This is a genomic window from Vibrio eleionomae, from assembly GCF_009874545.1.
Taxonomy (GTDB): Bacteria; Pseudomonadota; Gammaproteobacteria; order Enterobacterales; family Vibrionaceae; genus Vibrio; species Vibrio nitrifigilis.
Window position 1 is genome coordinate 33,601 of record NZ_WEKT01000027.1, and the last position, 18,666, is coordinate 52,266.

Below are 18,666 nucleotides of genomic sequence, written 5' to 3' on the forward strand. Positions count from 1 at the left end.
ACTCTGAAGGAGGCGTTATACTCGCCTCCGTTTCTAAACTTAGCTGGTAAGACTGCTCAATATGACTAAGAACATTCATGACCAACGTATTCTAATTCTAGACTTTGGCTCACAATACACTCAACTTGTTGCACGTCGCGTACGTGAAATTGGTGTTTACTGTGAACTATGGAGCTGGGATGTAGAAGAAGCGGACATCCGCGAATTTAATCCTGATGGTATTATTCTTTCTGGTGGTCCGGAAAGTGTTACCGAAGAAAACTCACCACGTGCTCCTCAATATGTATTTGATTCAGGTGTGCCAGTGTTGGGTGTTTGCTACGGAATGCAAACAATGGCTGAGCAGCTGGGCGGTAAAGTAGCCGGTTCTAAAGAACGTGAATTCGGTTATGCTCAAGTAAAAGTGACTGCTGAGTCTGCACTGTTTGCTGGTCTACAAGATGCATTAGCCGAAGATGGCAGCCCTCTTCTTGATGTTTGGATGAGCCACGGCGATAAAGTGGTTGAGATCCCTTCAGACTTCGTAACTATCGGTACTACTGATACTTGCCCATACGCAGCGATGGCAAACGAAGATAAAAAATACTACGGCGTACAGTTCCACCCAGAAGTGACTCACTCAAAGCAAGGCATGAAAATGCTAGAAAACTTTGTAATGGGCGCATGTGGTTGTGATCGTCTATGGACTTCAGCTTCTATCATTGAAGATGCCGTTGCTCGCATTAAAGAGCAAGTGGGCGACGATGAAGTCATTCTAGGTCTTTCTGGTGGTGTTGATTCATCAGTTGTGGCAATGCTTGTTCACCAAGCAATTGGCGATAAATTGACTTGTGTATTCGTAGATAACGGCTTGCTTCGTTTGAACGAAGGTCAACAAGTTATGGACATGTTTGGTGATAAGTTCGGTCTGAACATCATCAAAGTCGATGCTGAAGCTCGCTTCCTTGATGCACTAGCTGGCATCGATGAACCAGAAGCAAAACGTAAAACCATCGGTCGAGTTTTCGTTGAAGTATTCGATGAAGAGTCAAGCAAACTTAAGAATGCTAAATGGCTTGCTCAAGGTACTATCTACCCTGACGTTATCGAATCTGCAGCATCTAAAACGGGTAAAGCGCACGTCATCAAGTCTCACCATAATGTTGGCGGTCTGCCAGACGATATGGAAATGGGCTTGGTTGAACCTCTACGTGAGTTGTTCAAAGATGAAGTACGTAAGATAGGTCTAGAACTGGGTCTTCCATACGACATGCTTTACCGTCACCCATTCCCTGGGCCTGGTCTAGGTGTGCGTGTTCTTGGTGAAGTGAAGAAAGAATACTGTGACTTGCTACGTCGTGCTGACGCTATCTTTATTGAAGAGCTTCACGCAGCTGATCTTTACAACAAAGTATCGCAAGCATTTACTGTGTTCCTACCAGTACGCTCTGTTGGCGTAATGGGTGATGGTCGTAAATACGATTGGGTTGTATCGCTACGTGCGGTAGAAACTATCGACTTTATGACTGCGCATTGGGCACACCTACCATACGACTTCCTAGGTAAGGTTTCTAACCGTATCATTAACGAAGTTGATGGCATTTCACGTGTTGTTTACGATATTTCTGGTAAGCCACCAGCAACTATCGAGTGGGAATAATCCTCCTCAGCACTTGATGAATAGATATAAACCTCAGACGAAAGTCTGGGGTTTTTTTATTTCTGTATATCCAAATGACCTCAAAATGTAGGATTACAGAGTGTAAGCAACAAGCCTATTTCTACGCTCAATTTATGTATCGAGTCATGGCATGAATATGGTGAAAATTTGCGTTTAAAAACAGAATGAAACGTCACTAAACCTAGAAATATCAAATACACATTCATAACATCAATATTTGTATCTAACATTTCATTTTTGCTAGCTATCTTTTATCCAAAGCTTCATTACAATCCGCGCTTTATTATTATTTTTATTACTTCAGGATATTCAGAATGTCGACAAAATTAGCGAACCCAGCTCCGTTAGGATTAATGGGTTTTGGTATGACTACAGTCTTACTTAACTTACACAACGCAGGGTTTTTTGCATTAGATTCAATGATCCTTGCTATGGGTATCTTCTACGGTGGTTTGGGACAAGTTATTGTTGGCATTATGTGTTACAAACGTGGTGATACATTTGGTACGACGGCGTTTACTTCTTACGGCCTATTTTGGTTAACCTTGGTTGGTTTGATTGCATTGCCAAAAATGGGTTTTCCTGCTAGCCCTGCATCATTCATGGGTTGGTACTTAGCGCTTTGGTGCTTATTTACTGGCTTTATGTTCATTGGCTCTTTATGTTACCCAGTGGCGAAGCAAGTGGTATTTGGTTCATTGACTATTCTATTTGCACTGCTTACAGCTCACGCGTTTACTGGTAACGAAACTATCGGCCACATCGCTGGTTTTGAAGGTATCTTCTGTGGTTTAAGTGCAATCTACTTTGCAATGGCAAGTGTTCTAAATAATGAATACGGTCGTGAAGTATTGCCTGTGGGCGCTAAGAAAAATGCTCAAGTAAACGTAGCTGCAGCACATTAATAGCGATATTACTCTGATGAAACCAAAGCCAGCATGATTGCTGGCTTTTTTGTTGGTATGACCTGTTCTGATCTGTTGGGTAAGTGTAAAAAACTAGGTGTTAATTTAAACAAAACGCGGTAGTGTTAAGGCGATCACCTTTGAAGTGTTCAGCAAGGAGCTGACATCAGCCGTTGATGGTTATTTTCTCTGCTCTTTAGTCACAATATTAAGTTTAACGAGAAGCTTAATATTGTTAGACATAGTTCCAGTTAATCGGCATTTTTAGTTGCTGGTTGACAGGGAATGGAAGAGTGGAATCTAGGCACTTCTTTATTTATTAAACAACAAACACACTTGTTGTGCAGGGATGCGAATACCGATAAAAACTGCCGTTGAGTAGGGGTATTCATTTGGTCTCCTCTGCCTAAACAAGCGACAGGAATGTATCATGTTAAGGACTATCACTAATCTTTTCCCTCTATGGGCCGTACTTTGCTCACTTTGCGCTTTCTGGCAACCGAGCTGGTTTACAGGATTCAAATCAGACATTGTCCCACTATTAACCGTCATTATGCTGGCAATGGGATTAACCCTGCAGCCAAAAGATTTTCTTAACGTTGTGAAAAATAAAAAAGCAATTGGGGTGGGGCTTGTTCTGCAATTTAGCATCATGCCTCTCGCGGCTCTTTTAGTTAGTACACTATTACAGTTTAATCCGATGCTAACGGTTGGCATGGTGTTGGTTGGTAGTGTTGCTGGTGGCACTTCATCGAATGTGATGTGTTACTTATCGAAAGGGGACGTTGCGCTTTCTATTACCATGACGGCTATTTCAACCTTAATAGGGGTGGTGGTTACCCCGCTTCTCGTCGAAGCATTAGCAGGTAAGAGTGTTGATGTACCAGTGATAGGAATGCTGATTAGCCTAGTGAAAATTGTATTAGTTCCAGTTGCTATTGGGATTTTAGTCAATCGGTTAGCTCACTCTTTTACTGCTAAATTAGAGCCTGTTCTGCCATTAATTTCTATGCTTGCTATCGTTTCCATCATTGCGATTGTAGTGGCGTTAAATTCACATCAGTTAACTCAAATTGGTCCAATTGTCGCCGTTGCGGTTATATTGCATAACAGTATCGGCTTAACATTAGGTTATTGGATTTGCCGTTTAGTTGGTTTTGAAGAACGTACATGCCGCACTGTCGCTTTTGAAGTTGGCCTGCAAAATTCAGGTCTGGCGACTGCGTTAGCGATGAAATTCTTTACTCCGGCATCTGCAGTAGCAGGAACACTATTCTCTGTATGGCACAACCTATCAGGTTCTATTTTGGCTGGTTATTGGGCGAAGAAACCTTTAGAAGGTAGTGATGAAAACTCGAAAGCAGAAGCTCAAGCTTAATTGAGCTTCTTTCGGCAACATTCGATTTTCTTTCTCATCTAGATTTGAAATAAAAAAAGGTTAGCGAACGCTAACCTTTTTATGTATTTAAGAGATGGAAACCTTAGGACTCTGCTGAGAGTGCTTGATTAGGTGCCCATTGATCTGATGTTTCATACTCGTTAGTTTGCGCGGTTTTTCGTTGGTATCTTTCTTCCCAATAGGTCGCATTTTTAATCCCCAATGCTTTGGGATCAAAAAGGTATTCATCAACGCCTTCTGCTTGCTGACGTTCATAATCTTTCAGCACTAACATGGTCGGTTTTGCCAAGAAGAAGATCGTTAAAATACCAACGATATTTAGCCAAGCCATTAAGCCCACACCGATATCACCCATTGCCCAAGCTAGGTTAGCGGTTTTTACTGTGCCATAAAATGCGGCAGCTAAAAGTACCACTTTCAACAAAAAGCCTAGAGCTTCTGTTTTGAACGTACGACGAATGTAGGCGATATTTGTTTCTGCAATGTAGTAGTATGCCAAAATAGTAGTAAAGGCGAAAAAGAACAGTGCAAATGCGACGAAGATTTTACCCACGCCAGGCAGGGCAGTTTCAATCGCTAGTTGGGTAAATACCGGACCATTGGGTGAAATATTCGCTGCCACATTTTGTACTAGGAAGGTTCCTTCTGGGCCACTCACATTGTAAGCGCCTGTGATAAGAATCATAAATGCTGTCGCAGAACAAACTAACAATGTATCGATGTAGATAGAGAAAGATTGTACTAAGCCTTGTTGTGCTGGGTGCTCGACGTTAGCTGCTGCTGCCGCGTGAGGGCCTGTACCTTGGCCTGCTTCGTTAGAGTAAACCCCACGTTTTACCCCCCAACCGATAGCTGCACCTAAGCCAGCCATTGGGCTAAAGGCATCGCTGATAATCAAACCAAACACATGTGGTACTTGGCCGATATTTAGAAGAATGATAACAAAAGCGGTAATGATGTAGGCTAATGCCATAAATGGCACAACGACTTGAGTGAAGCTCGCAATGCGCTTTACACCACCAAAAATGATAAAGCCAAGTAGAATAGAAATCAGTGTGCCAGTTAGGATCTTAGCAAAACTGAATGTACCAATAGCGGTTTCAATCATGCCACCTGAACCGAACGCAGATTCTACGGCATTGCCGATGCTGTTGGACTGGACTCCAGGAAGTAACACACCACAAGCAAAGATGGTTGCGATAGCGAAAATCCATGCATACCACTTTTGTCCCATCGCTTTTTCGATGTAATAGGCTGGACCACCGCGAAACTCGCCATTATCTTCTTCTTTATAGATTTGCGCTAAGGTTGATTCAGCATAAGAGGTTGCCGCGCCGAAGAAAGCAACAACCCACATCCAAAATACTGCGCCAGGACCACCAAAACCAATGGCTGCCGCAACGCCTGCGATATTACCTGTTCCGACCCTACCTGATAAAGAAACAGCGAGTGCCTGGAAGGAAGAGATACCTTTAGTTGAACTTTTACCAGAGAAGAGTAAGCGCCACATTTCGAAGAAGTGACGAACTTGAACAAAGCGCGTCAAAATCGAGTAAAACAACCCTGCGCCCAAGCACAAATAAATAAGCGCTGGGCTCCAAATAATACCATTTAAAAAATCCACAAATGACTGCATGTAGAATTATCCCTGTTTGTTGTGTTTTATACTTAAATTACGGTTATAGGCAGATCAATCCTGCTACATGAACCCATTTAAGCGATTTGATTATTTTGATTATTATGTTTTTCGTGCCACATACTAGAGTATTTAAAGTATTAATGGGAATGGTTTTTATCTATATATTGTGCTTTTGAGTTAATTTGAAGCGATATATTGTATTACCAGTATTAAGCTAGCTAAACTATTTATCTGTGACTTTATGTTTGGGGTTTATATCTAGAAAATAAAATTTGATTGGAATGATATGCTGATTTCTGCCATTTTTTATCGGTTGAAAGCTGTCGTTTGACGCTATTTAGTCGCTTATGAGACAGGTTAATGCTTTGTTAGTAAATTATTCTTGTCCGAACGATATTGCGAACTTTTTTTAGAATAAATGGAAGTGATCGTTTTCTTGAACGACGACTCTATTTTCAAATCAGTGACTAAGAACAAATACATTGTTGCTGAAACAGAAGCTTTAGGTTAGTTAAGTATAAAAATGCAGTAAGACTCATAAATGTGTATGTTTTTCGCTGATCGATAGGAAGTAGATGAGATCCCGTTAACAGCTTGAGTGAAAATTATATCTATAGAGTATAAAAAATTACCCCCACACAGGATAAGTTTTATTTATCTATTATGCTCAAAGTGAAGTGATGTATCACATGCACAATACTCATAACGTAAAGAGCGACCTACTGTGTTAAGGGGAGTCGGGATGTTTTTTAGAAAGAATCAACAAGCAAAGACGTTAGCAGAATCTGCCCAAGTGTCGATCTCGAAAACGATAAGCAGCAAGGATATTACTGAAGCGAGTATGGCTCCGTTTAACTTAGCTGGTGGAACCGCTCTCGTTATTGCCTTTATTTCTCCACACTGCGACTTCAATTCAGTCAATAGCAAGCTGAAACAAGCAACACCTTTTGCCGAACACGTTATTGGCATTATGACCGCGGGTGAGCTGGGGGGGGGTACTAAGTTGTATCACGACACCCCAAATACTTGGGATGGGATTGTTGTTCACGCTTTTAGTAAACGCCTTTTGAAAAAACTCTCCATTCATTCCATTCCACTCTTCAACAATGAAACGCCCAGTGGTAGCAATCTATATACTCAGTCTGAAAATCGTATTGCTAAGATAGCCAGCGAGATTAATAAAATTAGAGTGCCTTTTTCGGTCGATAGCCACGATACAATTGCATTTACTTACTTTGACGGTTTGACTGCAAGTGAGGATTTCTTTACCCAAGCACTCTATAAAACACGTAAATTCCCCTGTTATTTCATTGGGGGAAGTGCGGGTGGTAAGTTGGATTTCCAAAGTGCCAAAATAGCCTTCGATGGACAAGTACAAGCCAATCGAGTGCTCGTCTGCTTTAGCAAAATAGCGCCTGAATATCGTTACGGAATATTTAAAAGCCACAACTTTGAGAACACTTCGCGTGGATTTGATGTGGTTGATTTCAACCCATTCACACGAACGTTGCATTCTGTTCTTGATGACAGTATGGATTTGATGTCACCGGTTGATTGGTTAGCTCGTCATTTTAAATGCGGGCCTGAACAGGTGGGTGACAAATTAGGTAAGTACTCTTTTGGTATTGATATTAATGGTGAGCTATTCATTCGCTCCGTCGCGGCGATTAATCCCGATGGCAGTATTAGCTTCTTTGGGGATTTTGCTTTTGGTGAGCGGCTATTTTTAGTTAAAGCCAAAGATTTCAGCCAAACGACGACGTCAGATTACAAGCGATTTATGGATGGCAAACCAGGTCAGCCTGTTGCTATGGTGGCCAATGACTGTATTTTAAGGCGTTTAAATAATGCTGACAGTCTTGGCAAAGTTGATACATTTTCCGGGGTCTGCCTCTCTGGTTTTTCAACGTTTGGGGAGTTTCTAGGTCTGCACCAAAACCAGACTGTGACCTCTATTGCGTTCTTTAAAGTCGGAGAAAACGATAATTTTCGCGATGAATATGCGGATAACTTCCCATTCTATTTGGCTTCATTTGCAAGCTATTACCTGCATTCAAGATTAGTGAGTACGAAGAAGATTAATACATTGCAAGCCAGTGTTATTAGTCATATGAGTCAGATTCATCCAATGCTACAAGCGGCAACTGCGCAGTTAGAAGGTAGTGCTTCTCAAGCTTCCAGTGCGGCAGCTCAACAGAAAGAGCTTGGCGGTCAATTCCAAGCCTTTATGACTCAGATTGCTCAGCAGCAGTCTCAGCGGCAGAACTTAATGCAAGGTATGGATAAGCTGAAAGACAGTGCTGATCGCATTGTGAACATCATTCAGTCGATCAGTGGTATTGCGGAGCAAACGAACTTATTAGCTCTGAACGCAGCCATAGAAGCCGCTCGAGCTGGTGAAGCTGGACGAGGGTTTGCTGTGGTGGCTGATGAGGTTCGTGCTTTATCAAAACGTACTCAAACGAGTGTGCAGGAAACAGGCGAAACGATTGAAGAAGTGACGGATTCTATCTCAGACATTAATAAAGGCATTGATAGCATTAATACTGTACTGAGCAAAGTTGAAACCGATTCTGAAAAGTTCAGCTCTGAGTTAACCATTATGTCGCAAAGTTCGGAACAAACAGCGGCAACGGCTGAGCAAGATATACAACGTGCTCATGAAACTCACGAACGTATTAATGTGATTGAAGAAGAAATTACTCTAATTGATAAATTATCAACAATCGCTAATAGCCATAACGGTTAAAATCTCATCATGTTGTGATGGGGTAAGTGTTTTTTAATTAAACAATTAAAAATTAAAAAATAGCTATAGACCATAAGGAAATTTGAGTTTCAGCATACTTCTTAGTGGGTAAAAAGCGTTTAATAGAAAAACGTATTTACCTGCTAAAGTAGTGGTGAACCATGATAGTAAAAAAAGTATCCGAAGACTTAAAAACACATGAAGTACGTGAACTATGGTTGGAGTATTGGCAGCATTACAGCAAAGGCCACGATGTATATTGTTCTGAAGCGCACTGTTTAGAACCCGCTTCAGATGGTGTGCTGGTTCAATGTGTGTCAGGGCCTGATAAAGGTAAGATATTTGTGATACCGCTATGTGAAGCGCACTGCAAGAATCTCACCGGTACGTTAGAAATAGGGGATCAAACTGAAGCGATCCCCTGCGATCTTACGTTGTGAGTGTTTGAATTGTATACCACGAGAGACGAATGATGGCTTAACGTCTTTTTTGGTAGATACGCTCTGGACGACCAACCTTACCATGTAGGATTTGCGCTTCTAGGAAACCACTAGTTACGCAGTATTCTAGATAGCGACGGGCGGTCGTTTTACTGATACCGATAGCTTTACCGAGAGATTCTGCGGTATAGGCTTGATCATGTTGTAAATAAATTTCTTTTAGTTTTTCTAAAGTTAACTCATCAATACCTTTGGGCAAGGCTTCGAGATGTTGAGTTTTGGCTTGGAAATTAAACAGTTCATCGACATGGCGTTGATTGACGTTATCACTTGCTCTAAGAGAGCTAATGTATTTCAAATAACGCTCTAAAGAGTCTTCCATTCGATCATAAGCTATCGGCTTAAGTAAATAGTCAAACACACCACAGCGCACCGCTTCGCGCACGGTATCCATATCTGAGGCTGCGGTAATAAATATCACATCCGCAGGATGAGTCACTGATGTCAGTTCTTTTAATAATTCTATCCCTTTACCGTCTGGTAAAAAGTTATCAAGTAAAATCAGCTTAGGCTTAAGAATACGAATCATGTTACGAGCTTCGGCGACAGTTGTAGCAACACCGACGGGTCTAAATCGATTCATACGCTGTAAGTAAAAGTTATGTACTTCGGCGATATTTGGTTCATCTTCGACGATAAGTACATCAATGTGTTCCATCATGTTCAGCTCTTATTGGGTATAAAAATTGAAAATATTGTTCCTTGAGGCTCAGCTTCATCTATTAATATGGTACCTTCCGCTTGGGTCACATATTGATGGACTAAGTACAGTCCGATGCCGTGACCTGGCTGATTTTTACTGGATACACCTTTAGAGAAAAGCGTGTCAGAGATTTCGTGAGGAATACCAGTGCCATTGTCTGCCACTTCCATCACTAGCTCTTCTCCTGAATCGGTTAACAGTAAAGTAATCACCTTATTACTTTGCGGGTTTTTCAGTGTCGCTTCAAATGCATTATCCAATAAGTTACCTAAAATAGCCGCTAACTCATCTGGGGTCATACATGTAGGTTCCTGCTCTAATTGGCAGGTTGGATCAAATTCTAGAGTCAACCCTAACTCTTTAGCTCGGGTATATTTCCCTAGTAACAGTCCTGCAACTACCTTGGATTGAAAGGTTTGGGCGATAAAGTCGACCAATTGTTGCTGTTGCTGTGTTTCTTTACGAATGGTGTTAATCGCTTGATCATAAGCACCAATTTGTATTAATCCTCCAATCACCGAAAGTCGGTTTGCAAACTCATGGCTCATGACTCTTAAGCTTTCATTGTGCTGGCGGATTTGTGATATCTGTGATGTTAGTGTATTGAAATCATTGCGCTTTCTAAAGCTAACCACCCAGCCTATATGGGAGTCGCCGTCTTCAATATTAACTCGATTCGCGACTAACGTTTCACCATTACAGGTGATCAACTCATCTTGCATGAGCTCTTCTGCTTTAGACTCATACTCACCGAAGGCATTAGCACCAAGGAAAAACTCACAAGGTGTGACATATTCTTGAATAGAACGGCCAATTAAAAACTGCGGTGGATGCGGAATACCTAGCGTATCTAATGCCTTGGTATTGACCGAAAGAATTTCACCTTGCCGGCTCACTGCAATGGTTCCTTCGTACACACTTTGCAATATAGAGTTTTGTAAATGCAAATTCATGGCAATTTCTTCTGGCTCCATATCAAACATTTGTTGCTTAATATGGCGGGTAAATAGCCATGCGCCGAGCGAAGAAAAAATCATGAGTACAATCAGCGCGAATATTACCGGGTAGGAATAGAACATTAGCCAATAACTTACGCTATCGAGTAAATACCCGACAGACACCACGCCAATGATTTTTCCGTCCGGCGATTTTATTCCTGCCTTACCACGAATGGAAATGCCGAGGCTTCCTTTCTTCATGGTGGTGTAACTTGTGCCATATTTGAGGGCTTTAATATTATCGCCCCCGATCATTGGCATCCCAATTTTGTCTTTTTCAGGGTGAACGAGTCGAATTCCCTTCTTATTACCAATAACAATAAAATCAGCATCAGTGATTTTCTGAAGTCTGTCTACATATTTCTGAATTTTATGGATATTTTTCTCTTCAAGTAATGCGACAAAGTTCGGGTCACTAGCAATTTCTTTCGCTTGGATCAGGGCTTTGGTTGTAACCTGATGTTCAAGGCTGCTACTTAACGATTGGTGAAAGAATCCAGCCACCAAAAATAGCTGAGTAGCGACAACAGCAAGAAGTAATAAAAATACCCTTTGCTGAAAAGAAAGGTTACGACAGATAGTTTTATGCAAAAAAGACGAAAGATTGTATGCCATAAGGGGAGTATACGGTGGTTAGAAAATATAAAAATTGATTGGGGTCTAAAACCCCAATCAAATTTACAAAATACTCAAAAAGCTATTGAATTTATTAGCCTAATACGTATTTGATCATCACGCCAGCGGCAACAGCAGAACCGATAACACCAGCGACGTTTGGACCCATCGCATGCATTAATAAGAAGTTTTGACTGTTAGCTTCTAAACCAATTTTATTGGATACGCGAGCGGCCATAGGAACAGCAGAAACCCCAGCAGAACCAATCAATGGGTTAATTGGATCTTTACTGACGCGGTTAAGCAGTTTGGCCATTAAAACACCGGCTGCAGTGCCAACGCAGAAAGCAATAATGCCCAAGCACAAAATACCGATGGTTTGTGGTTGCAAGAACTTATCTGCCATCAATTTAGAACCAACAGAAAGGCCCAAGAAGATGGTCACGATATTGATTAACGCATTTTGCGCTGTATCAGAAAGACGTTCTACTACACCACATTCACGCATCAAGTTACCGAAACAGAACATACCAAGTAGAGGTGTTGCTGAAGGCAGTAACATGGCGATCAGTACCAATAACATTAATGGGAAAATGATCTTTTCCAATTTGTTTACTTGGCGTAACTGGCTCATTTTGATTTGACGCTCAGCATCCGTGGTTAGTGCACGCATGATTGGCGGTTGAATCATAGGCACCAAAGCCATGTACGAGTATGCCGCTACTGCAATGGCACCAAGTAGTTCTGGTGATAGTAAGCTAGAAACATAAATCGCGGTTGGGCCATCTGCACCACCAATGATACCGATAGCAGCCGCTTGAGCGACGCTAAAGTTCATCACCCCTAAAGAGCTTAAACTTAATGCACCTAAGATAGTGGTAAAGATACCAAATTGCGCAGCAGCACCGAGCAGTAACGTTTTAGGGTTAGCCAATAGCGGACCAAAGTCTGTCATTGCACCCACCCCCATAAAGATTACTAATGGGCCTGCGCCTGATGCGATGATCACGCTATAGAATTGGTGCAACATACCATCAGTGTATGAGTACTGTTCAGCGAGAAGATGCAAGTTCGCCAACTGTGTTGGTGTTGCTGAATGAATCGCTTCTTTCAATACAGCCACGCTGCTTGTTGCACCCACATTTAATACGTGAGCAAATGCGGCTAACACATCTGGTTTGGCTGCATATAGTGCGTTTTCAACGGCTGACATGGCAAGGCCTGCATCTGGCAAGTTTGACAAGATGCCGCCAAAACCGATTGGAACGAGAAGCAATGGTTCGAATTGTTTCACGATAGCAAGATAGAGCAATACGAGCCCAATCACTATCATGATGGCTTGACCCCAATTAAGGTGGAAAAAGCCAAAGTCATTCACCATTGCGATGATATTATCCATCATAGTGGTAACTACCTCACCTTAAATTACGCTAAAACCAGCAGAGAATCTCCAACTTGAACAGAATCGCCTTCGCTTACGTCAACACTGCTTACAGTTCCTGCGTGAGGTGCGCGGATTTCGGTTTCCATTTTCATCGCTTCAAGAATTAACAATACATCACCTTCAGCCACTTGTTCGCCAGGTTTTGCTTTAATTTTCCAGATGTTACCAGCAAGAGGTGCATTCATTGTTTCACCTGCACCTACTGGGGCTGCTGGAGCGGGGGCCGCAACTGGTGCTGCCGCTGGAGCCGCTGAAACTTGGCTGATATCACCACCTTCAGTCACTTTCACCACATAGCTTTGGTTGTTAACAGTAATGGTGTAAACGCCGTTATCAGCAGGAGCTTTAGAGTTCGCCACGGTTTTTTCTTCCTTAGTTTTAGCTTGCGGTACAGGTTCGAATGCATCTGGGTTGTTGCGGTTTGCGAGGAATTTCCACGCCACCTGATCAAATAGAGCGACCATCAATACGTCATCAATTACGTTGTCGCTAAGTTGGATGCCTTTTTCTTTGGCTTGTTGAATAACGCTTTGTTGTAGCTCAACTATCTCAGGTGCCAGTTTATCTGCTGGGCGACAAGTGATCGCTTCGCCGCCGTCAAGAACACGTTCTTGAAGAGCGGTATTCACTGGTGCAGGAGTACGGCCGTATTCACCTTTTAAAATCCCCGCCGTTTCTTTGGTGATGGTTTTGTAACGCTCACCCATTAAGACGTTGATAACAGATTGTGTACCGACAATTTGCGAGGTTGGAGTGACCAATGGGATATAACCAAGATCTTCACGCACGCGAGGGATTTCTTCGAGTACTTGATCCAATTTATCCAAGGCATTTTGTTGTTTTAGCTGGCCTTCCATGTTGGTTAACATGCCGCCCGGTACTTGAGCAATCAAAATACGTGAGTCAGAGCCTTTCATCATGCCTTCGAATTCATGATATTTTTTGCGCGCTTCACGGAAGTAAGCCGCAATTTTTTCTAGCTTGTGCAGATCTAAGCCAGTGTCGTAGCCTGAACCTTGCAGAGTCGCAACCAAAGATTCAGTTGCTGGGTGACCATAAGTACCACTCATGCTTGAAATAGCGGTATCAACACGGTCGACACCTGCTTCGATGGCTTTAAGCAGAGTCATATCTGCCATGCCAGTTGTTGAGTGACAGTGAAGGTGTAATTCAACATCAACTTGTTTTTTCAGGGTAGAGACTAATTCTGCAGCTTTGTAAGGCGTTAAAATGCCTGACATGTCTTTAATTGCAATAGAATCAACACCTTCTTCAGCTAACTCTTGTGCTACGTTTACCCATGTTTGTAAATCGTGAGCAGGGCTGGTGGTGTAGCTCAAAGTACCTTGTGCATGCGCGCCTTGTTTTTTCACCGCACGAATGGCTTGTTGCATGTTACGAGGGTCATTCATCGCATCGAAGACGCGGAACACATCCATGCCGTTTTTCACTGCACGTTCAACAAATGTATCAACTACGTCATCAGCATAATGACGGTAACCCAAAAGGTTTTGACCACGTAGTAACATTTGTAGTGGCGTTTTTGGCATTGCTTTCTTTAATGCACGTAGGCGTTCCCATGGATCTTCGCCAAGGAAGCGAATACAACTATCGAAGGTTGCACCGCCCCAGCACTCTAGAGACCAGTAACCGATATCATCGAGTTGTTCCGCAATAGGAAGCATGTCTTCAAGACGAAGACGAGTTGCAAAAAGAGATTGGTGGGCATCGCGTAATACGACGTCAGTAATACCAACACGCTTGGTTGCCTGAGTCATCTCAAAATTCTCCTTTGTTGTATTTTTTAATTAGCTTGTCTTTGAGCTCTGTGGTGATGTACCGCGGCAGTTAATACTGCGATCAATTGATCATCTTGTGCGGGATTAGATACAGGAGCAGACTGAGTTTTTGTTTTCGATTTTGGCGCAGCTGGTGGCGGCGCATAACGCGCAACACACTTAGACATTACCGTGATCGCAAAGACTAAAAAGATTAGGAAGATAAAGACAAAACCCATCCCGAGGGTGAGTAGGTTAACGCCTTCCATAAGTAACGATGTTTCTTGCATATCAAGTTTTCCGACAGAGAGAAAAGGCGCGCAAAGCGCGCCAGTGGAGCAAGGGGGTGATTACATCAACATGCCAAATACCACGCTCGCGATAACCAATACGATACCGCCACCAAGACGGGAGGAAATTTGAGCGTAAGATAGAAGGCTCATACGGTTAGAAGCAGCCAGTACTTCCAAGTCACCAGAACCACCGCGGTTAGCCATACATAGGCCAGCAGTGATTGAGGATTCAACAGGGTAGAAGCCCATAGCCCAGCCACCTAGAGAAGCACCAAGGATAGCGCCAACAACGATTAGGCCAGCTAGAATGACGTTAGTGAAAGAGATAGCACTAATAACAGCACCTAGATCAGTATAAGCAATACCAACCCCCACCATTAATACCCAGAGAAGTTGTTTAGAGAAGAAAGCTGATAAGCGTTTTGCACCCTCTTTGATTTCGTCTGAGCATAAGCCAAGCGCGTTTATAATAGCGACGATAATAACCATATAAGCGAATGTATGAATTTTTACGTCACCAAAACCTGGCAAAATATCTTTTGATAAAGAAGAAGAGAACGTATAAATACAAGTGGCTAGCATTAAGCCAATTGCAATTTCACGTGGGGTTACGTTAACGCTTTTTTCTTCTGATTTAACATCAAAGCTTGAATTACGAATTAATTCACCGTTACCTGTTATTGTTGGGTATCTTTGGCCTAACCCATTCAAAACAGCAGCAGCAACAATCGCAATGACGTTTGCAATCGTTAGAATTGCAATAGCGACAGAGTAATATTGTTCTTTTGAACCACCGGTTACAGAGGCATAAATTTCAGACAAAGGAATGGCGCCAGCACCGTTACCACCACCCATGATAGGCAGTACGTACATCATCATCATTTTCGCTGGGCTGATACCAAAAACCCAACCACCTAGTATGCCAAGTAAAGAAGCACCAGCAACAGCAGCAAGGATGGTTGGAATGTAGCCAGCTAAAGAGCGAAGTAACAGTTTACGGTTAACCGCAAGAATAGAACCGGTGATTAAAACGGCAATAAAAAGGTTTAAAAAGCCGGTTTTTTTCATCACATGGCTAACAGTCGTGATTTCATTTTGATGTAGCCAACCCATTTGGACAAACCAAGCGGCGACTAAGAAAATCATAACCGGAGCGCCACCGATATATTTATTAAAAATAGGTAGTCGTTTACCTATTTCGCCAAATATAGCGCCCACAACAAACATAAAGCCAAAACCGCCGACAATATTGCTTGGAAGGGTATCGGTAAAATGTGCAATTGCTATAATAGCGGCTAATACAGCAAAGAGTGGTAGAGGTACGCCGAACACTTTACTGTCTTTTAATGAAAATCCGCTTGAAGCAGATGCATTTGTATTTATATGTAGGGTTTTTTCGTTCATTTTTATTATCCAGCAGGTTAATAACACCTATTCAATGTATGGGATTAATTTCCCGATATTTGTGAAAACTGTCATTGATTAAAGTGGCGTTTAAAGTCTCAATGACTTTTATGGTTTTTAATTAATTTTTGTTTATTTTTCAGTATCTTAAAAATTAAAAACATTAAAATCATAAAGTACTTTTATTCTGAATAATAAAGTGATTCGGCTCGATATTTTTATTGTCCAAACCGAGCACTATTGCTGCCGTAAAGAGATAGGTGAGGCACGTGATGTTGGAGAGTTACACTTTTTCTAGGATATCCATCAAGCAGAGCAAACGAATGCAGGCTGTTAGGCAATTTTTGTCTCTACATGATCTAGGGATTGATGAAGATGTGGAACGATTTGTAGTGGCTTATCAGGAAGATATGACCATTATTGCCTGTGGTGGATTGGCAGGTAATGTTTTGAAGTCAATCGCCATTTCCCCCGAACTGCAAGGCACAGGGTTTGCTTTAACATTAATGAGTGAATTAACGAATTTGGCTTACGAGCTAGGTCGGTTCAATCTGTTCTTATTTACCAAACCCACTAATGTTCCTATGTTCAGCCAATGTGGTTTTTACTTAGTCGAAAAAGTAGAGCCTAATGTGGCGTTAATGGAAAACAGTTCTTCGCGTCTTAAAACCTATTGTCAGGAACTCTCAGCAAAAAGAGTGGAAGGGAATACCATTGGTGGCATTGTGATGAATGCCAATCCATTTACTCTAGGTCATCAATACTTGGTTGAGAAAGCGTGTCAGCAGTGTGATTGGGTTCATCTGTTTGCCGTTAAAGAAGAAGGTAATGAATTCTCCTTTGACGGTCGACTAGCCATGATTCGTGCGGGCACTGAGCATCTTAAAAACCTGACAATTCACACCGGTTCTGATTACATTATTTCGAAAGTAACATTCCCCACTTACTTCATAAAAGATCAACAAGTGATCAATTACGCCCACACGGCGCTTGATCTTAAAATTTTCCGTAACGCGATTGCACCTGCGCTTGGTATTACTCATCGTTTCGTGGGTAGTGAGCCATTGTGTCCTGTGACCCGTCATTACAATCAGGCCATGCGTCAATGGTTGGAAAAAGATCTAGAAGAAAAGGGGGGACCTGCTATCGAAGTGGTGGAAATAGAACGGTGTCAGCAAGGGGCTGAACCTATTTCGGCGTCAAGAGTTCGTGACCTACTGCGTACGGCAGACATTCCTGCAGTGCGAAGTCTTGTGCCACAAACGACGTATTCGTACATCAATCAGCACTACATCGCCCCGACGCAAAATGCAGCGAATTGTGTCTCCGTTTAGTCACTAATGCTTTTGTGAACGTAGTGCTGGTTGTTTTTTTTACAAACTATTCATCAAGGTCGAACCAATGAAAATTTCTCACCCCGCGTTTGCGGGAACACTGGAATCCAGTGATCTTCAGGTCCGTATCGAACCTAATGTGAGTGGCGGTATTGATTTGTCTCTAGACAGTACCGTCGAGCAGCAGTTTGGTAAAGCGATTCGAAATGTTGTATTGGAAACTCTTTCTAACATGAAAGTAGAAGATGCCAAGATCATTATCGAAGATAAGGGTGCGTTAGATTGTGTAATCAAAGCGCGCGTGCAAGCTGCCGTGTTACGTGCTTGTGCTGAACAAGAGATCGATTGGAGCCTCATGTAATGATTAAACTTCGTCGCAGTATGCTGTTTGTTCCTGGCGCTAACGCAGCAATGCTGAGCAACACTTTCATCTATAAGCCAGACTCGCTAATGTTCGACTTGGAAGACTCTGTGTCTCTACGTGAAAAAGACACCGCACGTATGTTGGTTTTCCATGCTCTTCAACACCCAATGTACCAAGACATCGAAACAGTGGTTCGTGTTAACCCTCTTGAATCAGAATTTGGTCTAAAAGACTTGAACGCTGTTGTTCGCGGTGGTGCTGATTGTGTTCGTTTGCCAAAAACAGACGGTCCAAATGACATCATCGAAATGGAAAAAGCCATTGAACAGATTGAGATTGCTTGTGGCCGTGAAGTCGGTAGCACCAAACTATTGGCAGCTATTGAAAGCGCACAAGGTATCAATAACTGTGTGGACATTGCCCACAGCTCAAAACGTTTGATTGGTATTGCACTCGGCGCGGAGGACTATGTTCGCGATTTAAGAACTCAACGCTCGCCTGAAGGGATTGAGTTGTTATTTGCTCGTTGTTCTATTCTCCAAGCCGCTCGCTCTGCTGGCATCATGGCATTTGATACTGTTTATTCAGACGCTAATAACGAAGAAGGCTTCCTAAAAGAAGCTGAACTCATTAAACAGCTGGGCTTTGACGGTAAATCTTTGATTAACCCTCGTCAAATCGACATGGTTCACAACGTTTTTGCACCTAGTCAAAAAGAAGTGGATTACGCAAATGCTGTGATTGAAGCAGCAGAAGAAGCAGCAGCTAATGGTTTAGGTGTGGTTTCTCTTAACGGCAAAATGGTCGATAGCCCAATCATTGAACGCGCACGCTGGACACTTCAACGTGCTGAATCTGGTATCAAACAGTAAGGTAGTGTC

At 42.3% G+C, this 18,666-nt stretch carries 15 protein-coding genes and 1 pseudogene; 9 read left to right on the forward strand and 7 right to left on the reverse strand.

Going from position 1 to position 18,666, the window contains the following annotated elements; translation table 11 throughout:
- The first annotated feature begins 61 nt into the window (after positions 1-61).
- The 3 genes from guaA to F9817_RS14240 all read left to right on the forward strand — a co-directional run bounded on the left by guaA (position 62) and on the right by F9817_RS14240 (position 3,943).
- The gene (guaA, locus tag F9817_RS14230) at positions 62-1,639 is read left to right on the forward strand and encodes a glutamine-hydrolyzing GMP synthase (protein ID WP_161156668.1); all 1,578 of its coding nucleotides are present in this window, start codon (positions 62-64) and stop codon (positions 1,637-1,639) included.
- Between the two features lie 335 nt (positions 1,640-1,974).
- The gene (locus F9817_RS14235; RefSeq protein ID WP_161156670.1) at positions 1,975-2,565 is read left to right on the forward strand and encodes an acetate uptake transporter; all 591 of its coding nucleotides are present in this window, start codon (positions 1,975-1,977) and stop codon (positions 2,563-2,565) included.
- Positions 2,566-2,995: 430 nt separating this feature from the next.
- The gene (locus F9817_RS14240; RefSeq protein WP_161156672.1) at positions 2,996-3,943 is read left to right on the forward strand and encodes a bile acid:sodium symporter family protein; all 948 of its coding nucleotides are present in this window, start codon (positions 2,996-2,998) and stop codon (positions 3,941-3,943) included.
- Positions 3,944-4,046: 103 nt separating this feature from the next.
- Here the strand turns inward: F9817_RS14240 and F9817_RS14245 are convergent, their stop codons facing one another.
- Positions 4,047-5,600: an alanine/glycine:cation symporter family protein gene (locus F9817_RS14245; RefSeq protein ID WP_161156674.1), complete on the reverse strand. Its 1,554-nt coding sequence runs from the start codon at positions 5,598-5,600 to the stop codon at positions 4,047-4,049.
- 844 nt (positions 5,601-6,444) lie between these two features.
- Between F9817_RS14245 and F9817_RS24530 the strand changes: the two are divergent.
- From F9817_RS24530 to F9817_RS14255, 3 genes and pseudogenes are all read left to right on the forward strand, one after another.
- A pseudogene (locus tag F9817_RS24530) lies at positions 6,445-7,512 on the forward strand (FIST signal transduction protein); the annotation flags it as partial.
- Positions 7,513-7,530: 18 nt separating this feature from the next.
- The gene (locus F9817_RS24535; RefSeq protein ID WP_427916711.1) at positions 7,531-8,352 is read left to right on the forward strand and encodes a methyl-accepting chemotaxis protein; all 822 of its coding nucleotides are present in this window, start codon (positions 7,531-7,533) and stop codon (positions 8,350-8,352) included.
- Positions 8,353-8,513: 161 nt separating this feature from the next.
- Entirely contained in the window at positions 8,514-8,792 is a 279-nt protein-coding gene (locus tag F9817_RS14255) for a hypothetical protein (RefSeq protein WP_161156677.1), read from the forward strand.
- Positions 8,793-8,829: 37 nt separating this feature from the next.
- On the opposite strand, the gene F9817_RS14260 is transcribed toward F9817_RS14255, so the two are convergent.
- The 6 genes from F9817_RS14260 to citS form a co-directional block, all read right to left on the reverse strand.
- Positions 8,830-9,513 carry a response regulator gene (locus F9817_RS14260; protein ID WP_161156680.1) on the reverse strand — a complete coding sequence of 228 codons (684 nt, stop codon included), beginning with the start codon at positions 9,511-9,513 and terminating at the stop codon, positions 8,830-8,832.
- Between the two features lie 2 nt (positions 9,514-9,515).
- Positions 9,516-11,168, reverse strand: coding sequence for an ATP-binding protein (locus F9817_RS14265; protein WP_161156682.1), 1,653 nt, complete (start codon positions 11,166-11,168; stop codon positions 9,516-9,518).
- Positions 11,169-11,262: 94 nt separating this feature from the next.
- On the reverse strand, positions 11,263-12,549 hold the full coding sequence (locus F9817_RS14270) for a sodium ion-translocating decarboxylase subunit beta (RefSeq protein WP_408063521.1): 1,287 nt from the start codon (positions 12,547-12,549) through the stop codon (positions 11,263-11,265).
- Positions 12,550-12,593: 44 nt separating this feature from the next.
- Positions 12,594-14,390, reverse strand: a complete 1,797-nt coding sequence (gene oadA / locus F9817_RS14275) for a sodium-extruding oxaloacetate decarboxylase subunit alpha (protein WP_161156684.1) — start codon at positions 14,388-14,390, stop codon at positions 12,594-12,596.
- Between the two features lie 26 nt (positions 14,391-14,416).
- On the reverse strand, positions 14,417-14,680 hold the full coding sequence (locus tag F9817_RS14280; RefSeq protein WP_161156686.1) for an OadG family protein: 264 nt from the start codon (positions 14,678-14,680) through the stop codon (positions 14,417-14,419).
- Positions 14,681-14,740: 60 nt separating this feature from the next.
- Entirely contained in the window at positions 14,741-16,087 is a 1,347-nt protein-coding gene (citS, locus tag F9817_RS14285) for a citrate/sodium symporter CitS (RefSeq protein ID WP_161156688.1), read from the reverse strand.
- A gap of 272 nt (positions 16,088-16,359) precedes the next feature.
- Between citS and citC the strand changes: the two genes are divergently transcribed.
- From citC to citE, 3 genes are all read left to right on the forward strand, one after another.
- Positions 16,360-17,421: a [citrate (pro-3S)-lyase] ligase gene (gene citC / locus F9817_RS14290; RefSeq protein WP_161156722.1), complete on the forward strand. Its 1,062-nt coding sequence runs from the start codon at positions 16,360-16,362 to the stop codon at positions 17,419-17,421.
- Positions 17,422-17,488: 67 nt separating this feature from the next.
- Positions 17,489-17,782 carry a citrate lyase acyl carrier protein gene (gene citD / locus F9817_RS14295; protein WP_161156690.1) on the forward strand — a complete coding sequence of 98 codons (294 nt, stop codon included), beginning with the start codon at positions 17,489-17,491 and terminating at the stop codon, positions 17,780-17,782.
- Positions 17,782-18,657, forward strand: a complete 876-nt coding sequence (gene citE / locus F9817_RS14300; RefSeq protein WP_161156692.1) for a citrate (pro-3S)-lyase subunit beta — start codon at positions 17,782-17,784, stop codon at positions 18,655-18,657. Before citD ends, citE begins: the two co-directional genes overlap by 1 nt.
- Positions 18,658-18,666 lie beyond the last annotated feature (9 nt).